The sequence below is a fragment of the Legionella parisiensis genome, assembly GCF_001467945.1.
GTDB lineage: Bacteria > Pseudomonadota > Gammaproteobacteria > Legionellales > Legionellaceae > Legionella > Legionella parisiensis.
This window is the reverse complement of record NZ_LNYQ01000013.1, coordinates 1,821,224-1,841,312: the sequence shown is the minus strand read 5'-3', so window position 1 is coordinate 1,841,312 and position 20,089 is coordinate 1,821,224. Positions and strand designations below refer to the sequence as shown.

Here is a 20,089-nt window from a genome sequence, read left to right as displayed (position 1 = left end):
ACTGGGTGAAGCAGCAGAATCAACGTGGTTCTGCCGCACCCTGCTATGATCTTACTTATTCAAAACAGGAGAAATAGTTTGTAATAATGATTTAAACACTTTAGGTGTTCCAGCAACAATGTCCCCGTGTTTGAGAAAATCATCGCCGCCTTGTAAATCGCTAATTAATCCACCTGCTTCGCGAATTAATAAGGAACCTGCTGCTATATCCCATGGACGTAAGCCGAACTCCCAAAATCCATCCAGACGACCACTGGCTACATAAGCCAAATCAAGTGCCGCAGATCCAGTTCTTCTGACCCCGGCACATTTACCAAATAATGCTTCAAAAGTTGGTAAATATCTTTGTGCTACGTTGATGTCGCGTGATGGGAAACCAGTTCCTAAAAGTGAAGCTACAAGTTGAGTTTGCTTGGAAACGCGTATTCTTCGATCATTTAATCGAGCTCCGCGTCCTCGGCTTGCAGCAAAACATTCATGTCGCAACGGGTCATAAATAACTCCATGTTCGATCCTTCCTTTGACTTTTACCGCTATAGAGACTGAAAAGAAAGGAAATCCATGCAAGTAATTGGATGTTCCATCTAATGGATCAATAATCCAGATGGATTCGCCATCTCCCTCTTGGACACCACTTTCTTCTGCGAGGATCCCATGTTCCGGATATGCTTTATGAATCGTATGAATAATGGCTTGTTCGGCCTTGATGTCTACTTCGCTAAAATATTCATGGTTATTTTTAGCGGTAATTTTGAGACGATCCACTTGCTCCATATGTCGAATTATAATTTCACCGGCTTGTCGTGCTGCGTTAATTGCTATATTTAAAAGTGGTTCCATGAATATACTCTTTAATCTACAAAACCGATGATTCTATCATATTTTTTTTGTGCAAATAGAGTTAAATATGAAAAAAGCAAAAATCGTCAAAAAGGGTGTTTAATGATATGATGTAGTCATTTCAATGCATTAATAAAAGTTATTATGAAGTTAAGCTCAATCCGTATTATTCTAGTAGCAACATCTCACCCAGGTAATATCGGCTCAACAGCTAGAGCGATGAAAACTATGGGGTTAAACTCACTGTATTTGGTAAAACCTAAATCTTTTCCGGACTATAAAGCAAAAGAAATGGCTGCAGGTGCCGATGATCTTTTAGAAAGAGCTGTAGTTACTGAAACATTAGATGAAGCTTTGTCTGGCTGCCAACTTGTTTTGGGCACCAGCGCAAGACCTAGAGGACTTTCTTTACCAGGCTTGCTTCCCGCATCATGCGCGGACTTGGTAAGCCAACAATCAGAAAACACCCAAGTTGCAATTGTTTTTGGGAGGGAGCACGCAGGCCTGACTAACGAAGAACTGCTAAAATGTCATTATCATATTCATATTCCAAGTAATCCTGAATATGCTTCACTTAATCTGGCACAGGCGGTACAGATTATTGCTTATGAATTGCGCATGAAGCTATTAGCGCCTCAGGCTGAGGTGGCGTTACGTCAGGATGAATATGCTGCTGCTAATGAAATTGAGCAATTTTATGAGCATTTGAGAGAAGTATTTATTGAGATTCAATTTTTAAAAGCGTCAAATCCAAGACGTTTAATGCAGCGTGTGCGTCGGTTATTTAATCGGGTGAATTTGGAGAAAATGGAAGTTAATCTGTTAAGAGGGATGTTGAGTCAAGTACAAAAATCGCTGGAATGGGCAAGTAAAAAGGGGCGGGAGTGAACGAAATAATTAAAATACCTATCTATTTTGATTATATGGCAACAACACCAACTGATCCGCGTGTAGTAGAGCGCATGATCCATTATTTAGGTCCAGATGGGGACTATGGTAATCCTTCTTCAGTAAGCCATGAATATGGTCGCGTTGCAGCTCTTGCTGTTGAGCATGCGCGTTTACAGGTGGCAGATTCAGTCCATGCTTCCATTCAAGATATCGTATTTACTTCTGGGGCTACAGAGTCGAATAATTTGGCGATAATCGGCGCAGCCCATTTTTATAAGAATAAAGGAAAGCATTTGATTACGATGAGTACGGAACATAAGGCTGTACTCGATAGTTTTGACCGTTTAGAAAAAGATGGATTCGAAGTAACCTATATAGATCCTGAATCCAATGGATTGCTTGACCTCGAAAAACTTGCTCAAGCGTTGAAACCAGATACCATTTTGGTGTCCATAATGCATGTGAATAATGAAATCGGTGTAGTACAAGACATTGAGTCTATTGGTGCTCTATTACGTCATAAAGGAATTCTTTTTCATGTTGATGCAGCACAAAGTGCTGGAAAAATTCCTATTGACCTTGAGCATCTTTCTGTGGATTTAATGGCGCTATCAGCACATAAAAATTATGGCCCAAAAGGTGTAGGTGCGCTTTATGTCCGGCACAAACCACGGATTCGTCTCCAGCCACAAAGTTTTGGTGGTGGACATGAGGGTGGTTTACGTTCAGGAACTTTGGCCACGCACCAAATTGTAGGTATGGGAGAAGCATTTGCATTAGCTGAGAGTTTACGAGAAGAGGAGCAAGCCCGTCTTTTAAGCTATCGTCAGCGTTTATGGAATGGTATTAAACATTTGCCTGGCATCCAGCTCAATGGAGATGAACAAAAGCGAGTTGCGGGCAACCTTAATATAAGTTTTACCGGTTTAGATGGGGATTCTTTGCTGTTAGCATTGAATGAGTTAGCTGTATCTACAACTTCAGCTTGTAGTTCTGCCAGTATCCAACCTTCTTATGTATTGAGGGCTTTAGGATTAAGTGATGATTTGGCACAAAGTAGCATTAGATTATCTCTAGGGCGTTTTACTAAGGAAGATGAAGTTGAATACGCGATTAAAGTTATTTGTACACAAATAACGCGATTGCATGAAATATCACCATCATGATGTATAATAGAATTGTACAGGACTGTTTTTTTTCACCCAGGCATGTAGGGGTTATCAATTTAAATGATCAATTTGCTGTAGTTGTTAAAAACAACCAAAAAGGTCAGGGAGCGATTGAACTCTATATGCAGTGTAATTCAGAGGGTACAATTGTTCGATCCTGTTTTAAAACCAATGGTAACCCTTATGTTATTGCTAGTCTGGAATGGTTATGCAGGCAGCTTGAAAGGCAGCCTATAGGTGCCGTACCAAAAATTGATTATCAGCTAGTCATTAAAGAATTAGATATTCCTGTTGCTCAATATCCTATAGCATTAAGGATTATTGATGTTTATAAAGAAGCATTGCTTTTAATGAAGAAGACAAATCGAATCGAGAGGTAATAATGAGTGTAATAATGCATCATGTTGAAAGGACCGCGCCCGAAATCAGTTTTACTGAAGCTGCAGTAAAGCACTTGGTGTCTTATTTGCAAAAAAATTCTGAATATACTGGCATTCGTTTATCGGTAAAGAAAACAGGTTGCTCCGGTTTATCTTATATCGTTGATTATGTACGAGCTCCTGATGAAGGCGATTTGGTTCTTGCTTTGAATGAAAACTATAGCGCATGTATTGATAAGTCCAGTTATCCTTTTCTGAAAAATATGAGTGTTGATTATGTAAAGCAGGGATTAAATTATAAATTTGTTTTCAATAACCCTAACCAAACAGGTCAATGTGGATGTGGGGAAAGTTTCACTGTGGATTAGGAGCTATGTACCCTGGATGAAGCGAAGCGCAACCCGGGATTCCTTAGTTTTAAGCATTCCGGGTAGTCACGAATAAAAATTACTTATATTACAAAGAAAAACGGAAGCTTGATTGATGCTCTTTAATTTGTTTTCTGCTTAATTGCTGCTTATTTGAAAAAAAGCCTAAAAATTTATTTAATTCAGCTTTGGCTGAAGCACCGAAAATTAATTCATCATCTGTACCTAAGACGACGGGATCGCTGAGATCCTGATAAATTGTCGTAATGGGGTGAGGCTCTGTTTCAAGATGCCAATTCAATTTGCTGTGGCAGCTGGGACATACCTCTATAGGAATGCCAAGTTTGTTAATGCGATCTTTTTGTTGCGGGGTTAGATAAATACAATGACCCAACCGCACTTTGCCATGCAATGGATTTTTGTTCTTATAGGGGTGTTGTGATTTCCATTCTTCTAATGCTGTTAAGACTGCATCAGTATCTTGCCGTTCCTGAGGAGTGTTGGATTCGCCAGCATGAATCGCAACAGCCACGCCTTTATTTAAAGCGAGTTGAATTACCTTTGCTAGCTCATTTCCTGCGAGAGTTCTGTTGGCTACAGGGTTTCCCGAAATATCCAAACCGACTAAAACCTTATCTGGACTTGTTAATATGCGATTGATAAAGTAATTCGCATCTTCTAGATGGTGCAGTGTTCTGTCCAGGCTCAATAATCCAACAGCTTTCTTGTCCGTTATTTGTTGATTTGCTTGGATTAGACCGAATACAAATGAGTCTATATATTTATCACGCGTTTCATTTGCCATTTCTTTTGGCGTTGTTCTGATTTCAAGGTACTTAGCTTTTGAACTTTCTACTACATCGACTACGCCATCAGATATATCAATTAGATTCTGAATAATCTTGTGCACCAAGCTAAACTGTTTCCAAATAATCGCAATTAACTCTTTGGAATAACCACTTTCTGGTTGTTGTGTTGTTTTTTGGAGATATTTTGTACGTACTCGAATTAATTCTTCATATATTTCAATACAGTTATTTATTTTTGCTGTTTTTTCCAGAAACGACAAACTCAAGCTTCCATTAAGATGGCAATGTAAATCACTGGTATGTTTTCTAGTCATCTTTATCGTTAATTAACTCAATTATGAGCAGTTTATTAAAAATAATTTAAAAATAAATAAAATTTCGTAATTCTTTGAACAATCGAGTAAAAATTATGCAAATTTTCTTATTATTTTCCTATACTTAATAAAAAATAACCGCAATACATTAATTAAATAATAAATTCGCCTTGTCCATTTAACTTGTAAAATGGTAAAATTTTTTTGACTTAATATTTCCTTAAGAAATGAATATCATTAAAACAATATTTACACTCTTTGAGATGTTTGGTACTATATAGGCCATAGTGTTCGGTGAGTGCATGTACTGGGCATAATTTTATTTAATTAATTTGTACTAGGAGACTTAAATGAGCACAGAAACAATGGTGCAAAGCAGCGAAGCACTTTCACATCAAGTAATTCATGCTGTTAAGGGCTATTTAACCAGTGTTAGCAATAAAGATTCTAACTTAAATTTATACCAATTAATTGTTGAAGAAGTTGAAGCGCCGTTATTTCGTACTGTTATGGAGTTAACTCGTTACAACCAATCAAAAGCTGCACGTGTTCTTGGTGTAAGCCGTGGTACTTTGCGTACTAAATTAAAGCGTTATTTTGATGACGAATTTATTGGAACTCGTGATTTCTAATTGATTAGAAAGACCTCGCTGGTTTTTTCATATATAAATTTCCCAATATAGTGGCCTTTAGCTAGGCACTCTGCTACTATTGATAACAGAGTTGGTCAGGCAATCGCTCTTTGTTTACAGAGGGAGGAAAGTCCGGGCTCCAAAGGGTAGAGTGCCAGGTAACGCCTGGGAGGTGTGAACCTACGGAAAGTGCCACAGAAAATATACCGCCTCTTAGAGGTAAGGGTGAAATGGTGCGGTAAGAGCGCACCGCGCGTCTGGTAACAGACGTGGCAGGGAAAACCCCACTCGGAGCAAGATCAAATAGGAATCCATTTGGCTGAAAAGTCATTACGTGTGACCCGCACGGGATTCGGGTAGGTCGCTTGAGGCATGTGGTGACGCATGTCCCAGATGAATGATTGTCCATGACAGAACCCGGCTTATCGACTGACTCTTTTTATTTTTTTTCCAAAACCATCTATCTATTGATTTGTTTCTTTTTCTTTAAATTACAACAATTTTAAATTTGTACTTGCAGTCGACTGTAAAAAAAACTCATTTCCAAGTTCTGGATTTCAGTTAATTTACAAAGCTAAATAACAAAAGTAATTATTCCTAGGATATGATTTAATTTGAACCCAATGCATACATTATAACCATTCTACTGGTGTTATGTATAATTTATTGCCTAAATCGATTATAATGTGGTCATCTTGTTATTTTAATGCGTAAGTCTTTGATATGAAAAATCAGCAACTTTGGGCTATTTATACTAAGCCAGGAAAAATCTTCTCTGAGCAAACTCTACTAAAGCAAGTTAATGAATTTGCTGAAATAGGGTTTAATGAAAACTTCAAAAAATTCATTGAGTCCAATAAAAGAAAAATTGAGTTATTCACATCTCTCAAGTTTGATGCCTCAAAATACAGTAAAGAATATTTGGATTTCCTAAACGCCTTGATTTTCGCTTTGCTCTCAGCGGAAGGTGATATCGATACAACAACTATTCGTAAGAAATATTCTCTGAATCAATTTTATTCAAGGCAGCAAAAAACAAGTCATGAATATGAATCCATTCAAGACATTACAGAAAACTCTACTCTGGTTAAGAACGTTGTCGAGCGACTGGGTGCATTTAAAAAAGAGTTAGAAGCTATTCGAAATCAACAACTAATCCTCAAGGCTCAGTCTCTAGTAGAGTTGGCAAACGCTGATATCAATGTAAATGAAGAAAACTTGAGATTAATAAAAATCGATTACCATAAGTTGTTTTCAAATTATTCACTAGAATCACTTGCTGCGTTTGATCTTAACTTCGATCGGTTTTTTTGTGAGAAATCCATCTCAACCTTTAGAAGTAATTTTGTTGAAAGAAAGCGAATTATGGATGGAATCATGGCGGAATGCGAAGGAACTCCTATTGCAGAAGTAATAAAGAAGGAGCAAGTCAAGCTTGAGCAGCAAATAATAAACTTCGAATTGATTATGAGTCAAGCAACAAACTTAAAGGACTTAAAGACACGGTTTCAGAAAATAAAAGCTATTGAAGGTATTGTCACAGAAAAAGCTAGTGTTCTATTAATACCTTCAGATGTTCAGAAACTGCAAGAATTAATCGAATTTATTACCGGTGAGGAGCAAGAAATACAACGAATTAAAGAAGGGATTAATGATGCCTCGGTAATACATCAAGATGCTATGCGTGCTATTGATGAGACTGAGCAATTCATTCGGAAAAAAAAGGAACAAGCAGAATTTTTTCTACAGCAAGCTAGTAAAGCACGCAGTGAAGTCCGGCAAAGAAAAATAGAAGACCACCATCTGAGCGTTGTCAATTCAAAAGAGCCTTCTAAGAAAAGTGACAAAAAAATTGAAGAGGCGATTGCGGTAAAGAAAGTGCGGCTGCAAGAAGCAATTTTCTTGATACAAACATATAGAGAAACAATAGAAAAAGAGCAAGATCGATTTTCTGTAAAATTTTTTCATAAATCACGAAATCAGGAGAAGATAAGCTATTGCAAGGCCTTAGAAAAAGAACTTGAACTTCAAGTTAAAAGTTTAAATTTTGAAAGTAATTTACACGATATTATTAATACTGCTCATAATAAAGTAACGATGAGTTTTACTGCTCAAACAATAATCACCAAAGGTGGTAGTTATTTCGGTACAAGCCGCATGCTCAGTTTGCAACGGCTTTTGGATATTGATGAAGCTTGGAAAACGAAAGGACACTCCAGGTTTCTTGTATTTTCAACTCACTCTGATTTGCATGGGCTTAAAACCTCAGGGGTCTTTGGTGATAAAGTACATAGGATTGTGGAAAATTTCTATCGTGGAGTAGATAACAGTTATGAGCAATACCAGGAAATAAAAAAACAGGCATTCGCCAAACAAGATGCCAGTGATTTGTTATATTCTTGATAAAACTTGCTTGATTAAGCTTATGAAAGGAAGCATTTTTTAACTCCTAAAGGGTTTTATGATGAATTTAAGCTTGCGTAGTCCGGTTGCATGCAATCCGCACCTGACCGCAAGCAACCTGGTTACAATGAGTTACACTGGGTTTATTTCTTAAGCTGACACTATTAGTGAACAGTTACCTCGAGTTTCTGGTATGAATTAAAATCTCTTTTTATTCAAAATTGATTAGTCCCTGCCAAATGTTTTTTCAGTAGGGCATTGATTTGCTCAGGATTTGCCTTCCCTTTAGTTTGTTTCATAATTTGCCCGACAAAGAATGCTAATAATTTATCTTTTCCTGCTCTGTAATCCGCTGCTTGTTCCGGATACTGCTGAATTAATTTTATAATCAATTCCTCCCAAGTAGCAGGATCATCTACCTGCTGATATCCCTCACGTTCGATAATTGCTTCAATATCTGTTTCGCCAGCCCATAATAAGGTAAAAATAGCTCGCGCATTGTTCAAAGAAATAACCCGATCATGCAGTTTATCTAGTAGATTTGCTATTAATTCTGCGGATATACGAGGGGAATCAAAGGTTAAGTTCTCTTCATTTAAAGCAGCAGCATACAGGCCCTTTAACCAATTAATAATCATCTTTTCTGGAGCACGGGATTGCACTTTAACTGATTTAAAAAAATGATGGGCTGCCGGCGAAGAAAGAATAAAATTGATATCCTCTTCATTTAGAGAGGGCATATTCTTTAATTCATCATGAATTTTATCGGGTAAATCAGGTAAATTATTCTTTACTTCAGCAATGAGGAATCGAGGAATTTGTATCGGTAGTAAATCGGGATCTGGGAAATATCGGTAATCGTTCTCATTCTCTTTGCTACGCATGGCATGTGTTGTATGCGTGTCAGGATTGTAAAGACGAGTTTCTTGAATTACTTGTTGTCCCCCTTCAAGTATATCCTGATGTCGTGCTTGTTCATAAGCGATGGCTTTTTCAATAAAACGGAATGAATTCAAGTTTTTCAATTCAGTTCGTGTTCCTAAAACAGAAGAGCCTTTAGGTTTTAAGGATAGATTGACATCACAGCGGAAATTTCCTTCTTGCATGTTCCCATCGCAAATGCCTAAAAACTGAACTAGTTGATGCAGTTTTTTGAGATAGCTTACTGCTTCATGACTGGAAAACAAGCACGGGGCAGTTACTATTTCCAATAAGGGTGTGCCTGCTCGATTAAGATCGATACCACTGTAGCCTGAATGAACTCCATGTAATGATTTACCTGCGTCTTCTTCCAAATGTGCACGTACAATCAACACCTCTTTTTCACTGCCGTCATGTAAAGCAATTGTTAATTTACCATTGCCAACTATTGGCTTTTGAAATTGGCTGATTTGGTAGCCCTTGGGTAAATCTGGATAAAAATAATTTTTACGCTCAAAGAAAGATTGATCATTAATGTCAGCTTGGATAGCTAAGCCAAACTGAATCGCCATAATGACTGCCTCTTGATTTAATACCGGCAAAACCCCAGGAAATCCTGCATCGATAAAGCAGGTTTGAGAATTGGGGGCAGAGCCAAAAGCAGTAGCTGCGCCAGAAAAAAGTTTTGATTTTGTTTTTAATTGAATATGTACTTCAAGGCCAATGACTGTATCCCATTCCATAATTCACCTTTATTGGTTTGGACTGGCCAAATGCCAGTTGGTCTGTTGTTGATAATGATGGGCTATCTGGAGTAAGTGGCTTTCACCAAAATGTTTGCCCATGAGTTGCAAGCCTATTGGCAATTCTTGAGCAAAGCCTGCAGGTATGGAAATTGCGGGAAGCCCAGCAAGATTAGCAGCTACGGTAAATACGTCAGTCAAATAATTCTGAATTGGATCAGTAATTTTTTCACCAAGTTTAAATGCACACGCAGGAGATGTTGGCCCCAGAATAACGTCAACAAAATTCAATTTTGTGATGAGCTCTTCCTGAATAAGTCGACGAATTTTTTGTGCCTGCAAATAGTAGGCATCAAAATAACCTGATGAAAGTACATGAGTTCCAGTAAGAATTCGACGTTTCACTTCGATACCAAAGCCCTCATTGCGAGTATTGCGGATGAGATCGGTTAATGTTGATGCATTGGCACTGCGATAACCAAAACGCAAGCCATCATAACGTGATAAATTTGATGAAGCTTCAGCGCATGCAACTACATAGTAACAGGGTACCCATAGAGGTTGGAGTTCTAAATTAAAATGAATAATTTCAGCGCCCATGCTTTCAAAAACTTTTACTGCTTCAAGAATTGCATCTTGTATTTCTTGCTCTACCTGGGGTTGAAAAAAACACGAAGGTAGGCCAATTTTTAATCTCGATATAGGTTTATTGAGTTCAGCATAATAATCAGGTATTGTTGTATCAGATGATGTAGAGTCTTTGGGATCAAAGCCTGCTATAGCTTGAAGCACCAATGCAAGGTCCTCAGCACTTCTTGCCAAAGGTCCTGCCTGATCCAGACTGGATGCATAAGCAATCATTCCATAGCGAGAAATAAGCCCATAAGTGGGTTTAATTCCACTAATTCCACAGAGGGCAGCAGGTTGGCGTATCGAACCTCCAGTGTCAGAGCCTATAGCGAAAGGGATCAAACCGGCCGCGACGGCTGCAGCTGAACCACCAGAAGAACCGCCAGGAACCCGTTCTTTATTCCATGGATTTTTTACCGCGCCAAAGTAACTGCTTTCATTGGACGAGCCCATGGCAAATTCGTCCATATTTGTTTTACCTATCAGAATCGATCCTTGTTCAAGTAGCTTACTGGCTAAAGTTGCCTCATAGGGTGACTGGAAATGTTCAAGCATTTTCGATGCACAAGTAGTGGGCATACGCTTGGTACAAAATAAATCTTTCAGAGCCATAGGAATGCCAGTTAGGATTCTATCATCCCCATTTTTTAATTGATGATCTGCTTTTTGGGCTTCAAGAAGAGCATGTTCTTCATCTAAACTGATAAAAGCATTTAAATCGGAATTTCTTTGAATTTGCTTTAGGTAGTGTTGCGTTAATTCAACACTAGAGAGTTTGCGATGATGTAAAGCCTGAGATAATTGTTTTAATGATAAATTTTCCATGATTATTTGCTCTGGTCTATAACTTGGGGTACTAGATAAAGATCCTGTTCAAATTGTGGTGCAAGGGACTCTAATTCAACCAGACAATTTACTTCAGTAATCGTATCAGGCCTTAATCGTTGACTTAAGGCAAGTGGATGAAAAAGCGGCTCCACTTCTTGGGTATTAACATAGCGCAGTTGATCGACAAAATTCATGATTGCATTAATATCTTCAATTAATTTTGGCGAATGCTCTGTATCCAGATAAGCTAGTTGGGAAATTTTTTCTAAATCTTTTGCTGAGATGGTCATAAAATGGTACCCCACAGAGTTAACGCCATATTATAACGAGGATGTAATAACTTATAAATATAATTGTAGTCTGGGGTGCGATCGCGCGAAACCCAGGCTGCAATTATTGAAATAATCGAATTACATTTTGAGGTAAGGAAATTCATCCTGCAATAGGTGAATTACATGGTGTAGTTGTTCCTTGCTTTTTACAATAAGAAGCACGGTATCATCACCAGCAATTGTACCTAATATACCTGAGCTCTGGGCTATTTGTGATGAATATGATACGAATTTTCTATCAATAAAGAAAGCCAGACTATTCGCATTGCCAGGATGTGTATGCAGTACGATAAGGCCATAATCAGATACTTGCATGTTCAATACCAAAGGGAGGTTAGGGATATTGAAATCTACTACTTGATAAGTACCTCCTATTTTCGCGATTTTTAATTTTTTCAATCTTCGAGATAGAGTTGCCTGAGGAATAGTATAACCTCGTTCCTTTAAACTGTTTTGTAAATCAATTTGTTCCGCAATTCTCTCTGTTTGCACAATATTTAATATATGCCCATCAAGAGCAGCATCTTGGCTCATTTATTTCTCCACTTAATGATATCGCGTGAATACAAAATCATTTTTAATGAAATTATATTCAAAATATCTTGACAGGGCAAGTCAAGGTTGATAAATTTAAAAAACGCATAAAAACTGGATTTATATTCAAATGAAACAAATATTCTTTACATTTTTAGCAGGTTTTGCTCTTTTGGTTTCTCTTTGCTATGCAAAGATTCCCAATGAGAGTGTTCCATATATTCATTTTGCTGTAGCCGCAGAATATCCACCATTTGAATATAACGATCATGGTGAAATTAAAGGGTTAGATATTGATTTAGCACGCTTGATAGCAAAAAAACTTGGTAAGGAAGCAATGTTTGATACCATGGAATTCAGCAGTATTTTACCTGCTTTAAGTACAGGACAGGTTGATACAGCAATTTCTACGATTACGATTACAGAACAGCGAAAAAAGAATTTTGATTTTACTAATCCTTATTATTTCGAAAGTATGGCTGTTGTTTTTCCCGAAAAAAAGCCGATTAACGATTTAAAACAATTAGCTGATAAAAAAATAGCGGTTCAACTAGGGAGCACCATGGAAATTTGGCTAAAAAAGAATATGCCAAATGCCAGCCTTCTCGTAATGGATAATAACAATCAAACCATCGCAGCCCTAAAGGCAGGTCATGTTGATTTAGTTCTCGTTGATGGAGTGCAAGGTGCGGTATTTAGTCAGAAAAATCCTGGATTATCTTTTGAGCTTCTTGCTCAATCAACCGATGGTTATGGTCTGGCACTAAAAAAGAACTCTAAATTAACTCACAAAATAAATCATGTTTTATATGAGCTGGAGCAAACTGGTGAGCTCGCTGCACTCAAGAAAAAATGGTTGGAGGACACAAAATGGAAGAATTAAAACAAAATGTCCTCTATATTGGCGAGGGAACTTTAGTTACTTTGATTCTGTTATTTGGTGGGTTATTAATAGGGACTTTATTAGGAACAACACTGGCTTTACTGCGATACCAAGGGATTATGAAGCCAATAATCAATGGATTTATTTCGCTAATGAGAGGGACTCCAGTAATTTTACAACTTAGTTTTATTTATTTTGCTGCTCCTGCATTAATTGGTATTAAGGCAAATATTTTAGCAGCAGGACTTTTAACCTTTGGTTTAAACAGCTCCGCTTATATTGCCGAGATTCTGAGAGCAGGAATAGAGCATTTGCCAAAGGGACAGTTTGAGGCAGCAAAAACGCTGCAAATACCTGGCTTTTATCTATGGAAGGATATTGTCTTGCCACAAGTGATTAAGAATATTTTTCCTGCCTACATTAATGAAATGATTGCACTGCTTAAAGAAACTGCTTTGATTGCGACTATAGGAGGAATGGACTTGATGCGCAGAGCTCAATCGGTGGCTGCAGAACAGTTTACCTATTTTGTTCCACTATGTATTGCGGGTTGTTTTTACTATGGCATGGTGCTTTTGATTGAGTTCCTGGGCAAGAAAATGGAACAAAGGAGGCTTTATGTTAGCCATTAATCAAGCCTGTAAATATTTTGGTCCACTTACCGTATTAAATAATATTAACTTAAACGTGCAAGCACAAACGGTGGTTGGTTTGGCGGGGCCGTCCGGGAGTGGGAAATCCACGTTATTGCGTTGTATACAACAATTAGAAACTTTGGATTCAGGTACGATCGAAGTAGCAGGTCAAAGTGGTTTTATGTTTCAGGATTTCCAGCTTTTTCCACATATGACGGTGATGCAAAATTTGGTATATGCTCCTCGTTTACACAATAAAATGTTGAATCATGAAGAACAGGCACAGTCGTTACTGCTGAGTTTGGGAATTGAAGATAAAGCATTTGCCTATCCCCACCTATTGTCTGGTGGGCAAAAGCAACGTGTTGCCTTAGCACGAAGCTTAATGATGAAACCCAATTTATTACTTTGTGATGAGCCTACATCAGGTCTTGATCTGGCAACGATTGATGAAGTGATTAGTTTATTAAATTCAGTGAAATCTTTAGGAGTTACGATGGTGATTGCATCTCACGATCTTGATTTCTTAAGCAAAATGTCAGATCGATTAATTGTTCTAAAAGGAGGGCAGTTAGTCGCGGATGTAGTTCCCAAGGAGTTGGCTGAACCTATTTTACATTTAAAACAATACTACCAGGAGTAAACCATGACTGAATCGATTAAAAAAATTGTCCTTGCCTATTCAGGCGGCCTGGATACTTCGGTAATGATTCCATGGCTTAAAGAACATTACCAGCAGGCAGAGATTATCGCAATGGTTTGTGATTTAGGACAAAATGAAGATTTAACGGCGATTAAAGAGAAAGCAATAAAAAGCGGTGCTTCAAAAGCCTACGTGATGAATGTCCAGGATGAATTCGTTAGCGACTATCTGTGGCGATTGGTCAAGGCAGGGGCACTTTATGAAAACCAATATGTCTTAGGCACTATTTCTCGACCGCTCATTGCAAAAAAACTGGTTGAAATTTCCATGTTGGAAAAAGCAGATGCTGTTGCTCATGGCGCTACTGGAAAAGGTAATGACCAGGTCCGTTTTGAATATACGGTAAAAGCTTTGGCTCCAGAACTTAAAATTATTGCTCCCTGGAGATCTTGGAAAATTAAGTCCAGACAAGAGGCAATTGAATATGCCAAATTACACGGTATTGAAGTTCCAGTTACACCTAAGTCACCTTACTCACGCGATCATAATCTTTGGTATATTTCTCATGAAGGTGGTGTCTTAGAAGATCCAGGACAGCCTCAGCCTGATGATTTATTATTGATGACTGCATCTTTAGAACAATCGTCAAATAATGCTGAATTAGTGAACATTGAGTTTGACCATGGTGTACCTGTTGCCTTGAATGCAAAAAAAATGAATTCAGTGGAATTGCTCAAAGAGTTAAATAAAATTGCAGGTGCCCATGGAATTGGGGTAGCGGACATTGTAGAAAATCGACTCGTCGGGATGAAAATAAGAGGAATATATGAAGCGCCTGCGGCAGCAGTTCTTTATAAGGCACATCAGATGCTTGAAAGTTTGTGTCTTGACCGGGCGACCTTGCATTTAAAGCAGTCCTTACAGCAAACTTATGCCAATCTTGTTTATGAGGGAAGATGGTTTTCCCAAGCCAAAAATGCGTTGGATGCATTGATTGATGTAACACAACAGCATATGACTGGCACTGTAAGTTTGCAATTATTTAAAGGGAACATTATTCCTTATGGAATGCATTCTCCATTTAGTTTGCATGATCCTGCATTGGCTACTTTTGAAGAGGACAGTGTTTACAACCAACAGGATGCTGAAGGATTCATCAATTTATTCTCTTTATCAGCGCAGGTGTATGGCAAGGTACATAAAGGAGATAAATAATGGCGGCTCATAAAACATGGGGAGGACGATTCAAAAAAGAACTCGATCCGGGGGTAATGCATTTTAATGCTTCTTTGGCCTTTGATAAAGTGCTTTATGCTCATGATATAGTGGGGAGTCAAGCACATGCAAAAATGCTTGCACGACAAAAGCTGATTTCTGACAGTGAAGCAGATTTGATATGCAATGGACTGGAAGAAATAAGCCATGAAATAGAAAATGGAGTCCATGAATTTGATGAGTCTTGTGAAGATATTCATATGTTTGTAGAGCAATTACTTATTGCTAAAATTGGTGATGTAGGTAAAAAGCTGCATACAGGTCGAAGTCGTAATGATCAGGTTGCCCTAGATTTAAGATTGTATTCTCGTGATGCAGGAGTGCAGATTAATCTGCTTTTACAGCGTTTAAACCAGGTTTTAGAAAAGCTGGAAAACCACCATGCTGAAGATAAAGTCCCAGGTTATACCCATTTGCAGCAAGCTCAGCCAATTTATTTAGGGCAATTTTTCGCTGCTTATTTAGCAATGTTTCAACGCGACTTAGGCCGTTTGCACGATTGGCATAGACGAATGAATTTTTCTCCGTTAGGCGCTGGGGCTTTAGCAGGAAGCTCGCTTCCTTTAGACCGAGCATGGGTTGCAGAAACCTTGGGCTTTAACGGAGTGATCGCGAATACACTTGATGCAGTAAGCGATCGGGATTTTATTATTGAATTTTGTTCTGTTGCTTCTATCATTTTGATGCATTTGTCACGTCTTGCCGAGGATTTGATTCTTTGGGCTACACAAGAGTTTGGTTTTATTACTCTAGATGATGCTTTTGCTACCGGCTCATCGTTGATGCCCAACAAGAAAAATCCAGATGTATTGGAGTTAATCAGAGGTAAAAGCGGGCGAGTTTTTGGGCATTTAATGGGTATTCTAACAGTAATGAAAGGATTGCCCCTTGCATATAATAAGGATATGCAAGAAGACAAAGAATGCCTCTTTGACACTGTAAATACCTTGACTGCGTGCTTGGAAATAATTGCTCCTTTTCTTGAAAGCGTGCAATTTAATACAAAATTGATGGAACAGAAAGCAAACAGAGGTTACTTGAATGCTACTGCGGTTCTAGAGTCTTTAGTATTGCAAGGAGTACCTTTTAGGGATGCACATCATCAGGTTGGTTTGTGGGTGCAGGAAGCAATAGATAAAAATTGTTCTCTTGATGAGATCATTAGAAATCCATCTTAAAAATGCAGCCTGGGTGCAAGACCTGTCTCTTGAGCATACTTCCTGCCACGCTCGTCCCCAGGAACAAGTCGCGAGGTTGGGCGTAGGAATAAGGTTGGACTGGTTTTCAGCGAGTGTAGAAAATTAAGTTCGTTGTACCCAGGCTACATTGCATCTAAATGTCGAGATTATTGCAGAACATCATTTTTAAAGTAGAATGGTAGATCATAATTATTCACTTGAGTTAATCATTCATGTTGCAGTATTACAAAACCCAAGGGGGGGTGGAAATAGAGTGTTCTCAAACCACTCTAGAGTACCAACAAGGTATTGAAAATCTTCTTGAGCATTTAGATTCACAAAGGGGGGCATTATTTGCCTCAAGCTTTGAATACCCAGGGCGTTACACATGTTGGGATATCGGCTTTTATAATCCGCCTCTGGCTGTTATCTGCAAGCAGAATTTAATTCAAATTGATGCTTTAAATCATCGCGGCAAAATATTATTAACTTTTATTACTCCATTATTGGAAAATGAAGAAACTTTAGAAATTACAGCGCATAATAATAAATTATTACAAATCAAAATTAAGCCATCTGAAAAAGTATTCAGCGAAGAAGAACGTAGTCAACAGCCTTCAGTATTTACAGTTATCCGTCTGATATTGTCTTTTTTCAAATTGGAAAATGAATCTTATTTGGGATTATATGGGGCTTTGGGTTTTGATTTGATTTTTCAATTTGAAGCGCTACAAAAGCAGAAAGAAAGAGAGCTTTCTCAAAGAGATATGGTTCTTTACCTACCTGATGAAATTTATATAGTGAATCATCGTAAAGAAGAAGCTATGCTTCGGCGTTATGATTTTCAATTTCAGGGTCAATCCACAAAATCTTTGGCGAGAGAGGGAGCTTCTGCAGTATACGAATCACCTAATAAACCCGAAAAAGAATGTGATCATATGCCAGGTGAATATGCTCAGGTTGTAAATACAGCCAAGGAGCGTTTTGCTTGTGGTGATTTGTTCGAAGTAGTTCCAAGCCAGACTTTTTATACCCATTATAAAGAACAGCCTTCTTCTTTATTCAAGCAGATGCGTCGATTAAACCCTTCCCCTTATGGTTTTTTTATTAATTTAGGTGATGGAGAGTATTTAGTTGGTGCGTCTCCTGAAATGTATGTACGAGTCCAGGGACGAAGGGTGGAGACTTGTCCAATTTCCGGAACGATTAAACGCGGCGCTGATGCAATTGAAGATGCAGAAAATATTCAGATCTTATTGGACTCCAAAAAAGAGGAATCTGAACTAACAATGTGCACTGATGTGGATAGAAATGATAAATCCCGTATCTGTGAAGCAGGCTCTGTGAAAGTTATTGGACGAAGACAAATTGAAATGTATTCGCGATTGATTCATACCGTAGATCATGTTGAAGGCATTTTAAGGGAAAACTTTGATGCGGTAGATGCTTTTTTAACTCATATGTGGGTCGTTACTGTGACTGGTGCGCCTAAAATTTGGGCTCTTAATTTTATTGAAAAATATGAAAAATCCCCACGCAAGTGGTATGCAGGTGCAGTGGGTTGGTTTGGTTTCGACGGAAATTTAAATACAGGGTTGGTTTTAAGAACTGTACGTATCGAAAATGGAGTTGCTGAGATTCGTGTTGGTGCTACTTTGCTTTATGATTCAGTCCCTGAATCTGAAGAACAGGAAACGCGCTTAAAAGCATCTGCTTTTTTAGACATGTTACAAAAGCGAGAGCGCAAAATCCAGGCAGAAACAGTGCAATTGCCCTTGGTTGGAAAGGGTAAACGCGTCTTACTTATCGATCACCAGGATTCTTTTGTTCATACTTTAGCAAATTATTTCCGCCAAACCGGAGCGCAGGTGAGTACAATTCGGTTTGATAAGGCGTTGCAGTATTTAAAAAACCAAAAATATGATCTTGTTGTTTTATCTCCAGGACCTGGTAAACCTAGTGATTTTAACCTATCTCAAACAATTGCTGCCGCTGTTTCTCAGTGTATTCCTTTATTCGGAGTGTGTTTGGGCTTGCAAGGAATTGTTGAACATTTTGGCGGTATTTTGGATGTTCTAGAATATCCCATGCATGGTAAGCCATCCATCATAAAAGTCGCAGATGATCCCCAATTATTTTCAGGCTTGGGGGAGTCTTTTAAGGCAGGGAGGTATCACTCGCTCTATGCACGTTTAAACGCGATACCAAAAGAGTTGATGGTTACAGCTATGAGTGATGATGGAATTGTTATGGCTATTTCGCACCGGAAATTACCTATTCACGCAGTTCAATTTCATCCTGAAACGATATTGTCTTTAGTTAATCAGGCTGGATTTAAAATTATTAATAATTTAATGAGGATGATTTAACGTAATGCGCAATAAGATATTAATGCTTTATGCTGTATCTTTTGTTTTGGGGATTGTAGTTGGCCTTGTCGGCTCAACATTTCGATTGTCAATCGATGTGTTGGCTAATTTATTGGATAATTCTTTTCATTTTCTTAGCCTTCATGGATGGCCGGCCGGATTGATTTCAGGCTTGGTCTCGATGATTATGGTTTACACTGCATATTTTGTTGTGAAGCAGTATGCACCTGAGGCATCAGGAAGTGGTGTGCCAGAGATAGAAGGCGCATTACTTCATTTAAGACGCATATCCTGGCGCCGATTATTACCTGTAAAATTCTTTTTTGGTATTTTGGTACTCTCTGCCAAAATGATTTTAGGACGAGAGGGACCTACTATCCACATTGGAGGTAGTTTGGGAGAAATGCTGGGAGGCTTATTTAACCTGACGCGGCGTAGAAAGGATAGTTTAATTGCTGCAGGGGCTGCTGCAGGTTTGGCAGTTGCATTTAATGCGCCTCTAGCTGGAGTGATCTTTGTGATGGAAGAAATGCGAAATCAGTTTAACTATTCTTTTACCAGTTTCAGCATGGTGGTTATTTGCTGTATCACAGCTACAATCATTCTTGATTTGATCATTGGTCCCCAGCCAACGATCTCCATGGATGTATTTGAATTTCCTCATCTTGATTCTTTATGGTTATTTGCTCTGTTTGGTATTGTGGTGGGTTTTGTAGGACTTTTATTTAATCTTTCATTGATAGGCACGCTAACGCTCCTGGATAAATTCACTTCAAGACAAAAAACATATTATGTGCTGACTGTAGGATTTTTGATTGGCTATTTAGCCGTGCATCATCCCGCTGCCGTAGGTGGGGGAATGCACATTATTCATCAGGCATTGACCCTGTCTCCAGGATTTGGTTTTTTGTTTTTTCTTTTAGTAGTTCGATTTATAGGAACCATGGCATGCTATGGAACAGCCGTTCCAGGAGGGATTTTTGCTCCTATACTTTCTATAGGTACACTTCTTGGTTTAGCTATATTCCATATTTTAGAGATTTTGCATATTGAATTTTTAACCCAACCCGGGATGTTTGCGATTGCGGGGATGGCTGCACTTTTTGCTTCCTCGACGCGTTCACCAATAACCGGAGCAGTATTGGTGGTAGAAATGACTCATAATTATTATTTAATCTTTCCTGTAATGATGGCATGCATTACCGCAACTATTGTGCTTCAGCTCACCCCAAATGGCCCCATCTATGAGCAATTATTAAATCGTGCTCTTCACACTAAGAAAATTGCACCTAACTAACGTGTATTGCAGCCT

19 protein-coding genes and 1 other RNA gene are annotated in these 20,089 nt (G+C 38.4%); 14 read left to right on the top strand and 6 right to left on the bottom strand.

All coding sequences use genetic code 11. The features are described from left to right. Positions 1 to 51: 51 nt before the first annotated feature. Complete coding sequence (locus Lpar_RS14265) at positions 52 to 840, bottom strand: inositol monophosphatase family protein (RefSeq protein WP_058518553.1); 789 nt, start codon at positions 838 to 840, stop codon at positions 52 to 54. 144 nt (positions 841 to 984) lie between these two features. On the opposite strand from Lpar_RS14265, the gene trmJ reads away from it, so the two are divergent. Genes trmJ through Lpar_RS14245 form a run of 4 tightly spaced genes read left to right on the top strand, consistent with a single transcriptional unit; the run spans position 985 to position 3,648 of the window. Beyond that, positions 985 to 1,728, top strand: coding sequence for a tRNA (cytosine(32)/uridine(32)-2'-O)-methyltransferase TrmJ (trmJ, locus tag Lpar_RS14260; RefSeq protein WP_058518552.1), 744 nt, complete (start codon positions 985 to 987; stop codon positions 1,726 to 1,728). Continuing rightward, a complete protein-coding gene (locus tag Lpar_RS14255; RefSeq protein WP_082650394.1) occupies positions 1,725 to 2,897 on the top strand; it encodes an IscS subfamily cysteine desulfurase in 1,173 nt (390 codons plus the stop codon). The genes trmJ and Lpar_RS14255 overlap by 4 nt, the downstream gene beginning before the upstream one ends. Next, positions 2,894 to 3,280, top strand: a complete 387-nt coding sequence (locus tag Lpar_RS14250; RefSeq protein ID WP_172465765.1) for an iron-sulfur cluster assembly scaffold protein — start codon at positions 2,894 to 2,896, stop codon at positions 3,278 to 3,280. The genes Lpar_RS14255 and Lpar_RS14250 overlap by 4 nt, the downstream gene beginning before the upstream one ends. A 2-nt stretch (positions 3,281 to 3,282) precedes the next feature. After that, the gene (locus tag Lpar_RS14245) at positions 3,283 to 3,648 is read left to right on the top strand and encodes a HesB/IscA family protein (RefSeq protein WP_058518551.1); all 366 of its coding nucleotides are present in this window, start codon (positions 3,283 to 3,285) and stop codon (positions 3,646 to 3,648) included. Positions 3,649 to 3,736: 88 nt separating this feature from the next. On the opposite strand, the gene Lpar_RS14240 is transcribed toward Lpar_RS14245, so the two are convergent. Continuing rightward, positions 3,737 to 4,771: an amidohydrolase family protein gene (locus Lpar_RS14240; protein ID WP_058518550.1), complete on the bottom strand. Its 1,035-nt coding sequence runs from the start codon at positions 4,769 to 4,771 to the stop codon at positions 3,737 to 3,739. 350 nt (positions 4,772 to 5,121) lie between these two features. On the opposite strand from Lpar_RS14240, the gene Lpar_RS14235 reads away from it, so the two are divergent. From Lpar_RS14235 to Lpar_RS14230, 3 genes are all read left to right on the top strand, one after another. Next, positions 5,122 to 5,403, top strand: a complete 282-nt coding sequence (locus tag Lpar_RS14235) for a helix-turn-helix domain-containing protein (protein ID WP_031566118.1) — start codon at positions 5,122 to 5,124, stop codon at positions 5,401 to 5,403. 87 nt (positions 5,404 to 5,490) lie between these two features. Next, positions 5,491 to 5,844: RNase P RNA component class A (rnpB, locus tag Lpar_RS18275), an RNA gene on the top strand. Between the two features lie 282 nt (positions 5,845 to 6,126). Continuing rightward, positions 6,127 to 7,806 carry a hypothetical protein gene (locus tag Lpar_RS14230; protein WP_058518549.1) on the top strand — a complete coding sequence of 560 codons (1,680 nt, stop codon included), beginning with the start codon at positions 6,127 to 6,129 and terminating at the stop codon, positions 7,804 to 7,806. A 215-nt stretch (positions 7,807 to 8,021) separates the two neighbouring features. Here Lpar_RS14230 and gatB read toward each other — a convergent pair whose 3' ends face one another. From gatB to Lpar_RS14210, 4 genes are all read right to left on the bottom strand, one after another. Then, a complete protein-coding gene (gene gatB / locus Lpar_RS14225) occupies positions 8,022 to 9,470 on the bottom strand; it encodes an Asp-tRNA(Asn)/Glu-tRNA(Gln) amidotransferase subunit GatB (protein WP_058518548.1) in 1,449 nt (482 codons plus the stop codon). Positions 9,471 to 9,479: 9 nt separating this feature from the next. After that, entirely contained in the window at positions 9,480 to 10,925 is a 1,446-nt protein-coding gene (gatA, locus tag Lpar_RS14220) for an Asp-tRNA(Asn)/Glu-tRNA(Gln) amidotransferase subunit GatA (protein ID WP_058518547.1), read from the bottom strand. Between the two features lie 2 nt (positions 10,926 to 10,927). Beyond that, positions 10,928 to 11,218: an Asp-tRNA(Asn)/Glu-tRNA(Gln) amidotransferase subunit GatC gene (gene gatC / locus Lpar_RS14215; protein ID WP_058518546.1), complete on the bottom strand. Its 291-nt coding sequence runs from the start codon at positions 11,216 to 11,218 to the stop codon at positions 10,928 to 10,930. A 120-nt stretch (positions 11,219 to 11,338) separates the two neighbouring features. Further along, the gene (locus Lpar_RS14210) at positions 11,339 to 11,794 is read right to left on the bottom strand and encodes an arginine repressor (RefSeq protein ID WP_058518545.1); all 456 of its coding nucleotides are present in this window, start codon (positions 11,792 to 11,794) and stop codon (positions 11,339 to 11,341) included. Between the two features lie 130 nt (positions 11,795 to 11,924). On the opposite strand from Lpar_RS14210, the gene Lpar_RS14205 reads away from it, so the two are divergent. From Lpar_RS14205 to clcA, 7 genes are all read left to right on the top strand, one after another. Further along, positions 11,925 to 12,677, top strand: coding sequence for a substrate-binding periplasmic protein (locus Lpar_RS14205; protein ID WP_058518544.1), 753 nt, complete (start codon positions 11,925 to 11,927; stop codon positions 12,675 to 12,677). Continuing rightward, positions 12,665 to 13,309 (top strand): amino acid ABC transporter permease, encoded by a 645-nt coding sequence (locus Lpar_RS14200; protein ID WP_058518543.1) that lies wholly within the window; start codon positions 12,665 to 12,667, stop codon positions 13,307 to 13,309. Before Lpar_RS14205 ends, Lpar_RS14200 begins: the two co-directional genes overlap by 13 nt. Further along, positions 13,296 to 13,955 carry an amino acid ABC transporter ATP-binding protein gene (locus tag Lpar_RS14195; protein WP_058518542.1) on the top strand — a complete coding sequence of 220 codons (660 nt, stop codon included), beginning with the start codon at positions 13,296 to 13,298 and terminating at the stop codon, positions 13,953 to 13,955. The genes Lpar_RS14200 and Lpar_RS14195 overlap by 14 nt, the downstream gene beginning before the upstream one ends. A gap of 3 nt (positions 13,956 to 13,958) precedes the next feature. Then, a complete protein-coding gene (locus tag Lpar_RS14190; protein WP_058518541.1) occupies positions 13,959 to 15,170 on the top strand; it encodes an argininosuccinate synthase in 1,212 nt (403 codons plus the stop codon). Continuing rightward, positions 15,170 to 16,408 (top strand): argininosuccinate lyase, encoded by a 1,239-nt coding sequence (argH, locus tag Lpar_RS14185; RefSeq protein ID WP_058518540.1) that lies wholly within the window; start codon positions 15,170 to 15,172, stop codon positions 16,406 to 16,408. Before Lpar_RS14190 ends, argH begins: the two co-directional genes overlap by 1 nt. A 233-nt stretch (positions 16,409 to 16,641) precedes the next feature. Further along, on the top strand, positions 16,642 to 18,777 hold the full coding sequence (locus tag Lpar_RS14180) for an anthranilate synthase component I (protein ID WP_058518539.1): 2,136 nt from the start codon (positions 16,642 to 16,644) through the stop codon (positions 18,775 to 18,777). Between the two features lie 4 nt (positions 18,778 to 18,781). Beyond that, positions 18,782 to 20,074, top strand: a complete 1,293-nt coding sequence (gene clcA, locus Lpar_RS14175; protein WP_058518538.1) for a H(+)/Cl(-) exchange transporter ClcA — start codon at positions 18,782 to 18,784, stop codon at positions 20,072 to 20,074. Positions 20,075 to 20,089 lie beyond the last annotated feature (15 nt).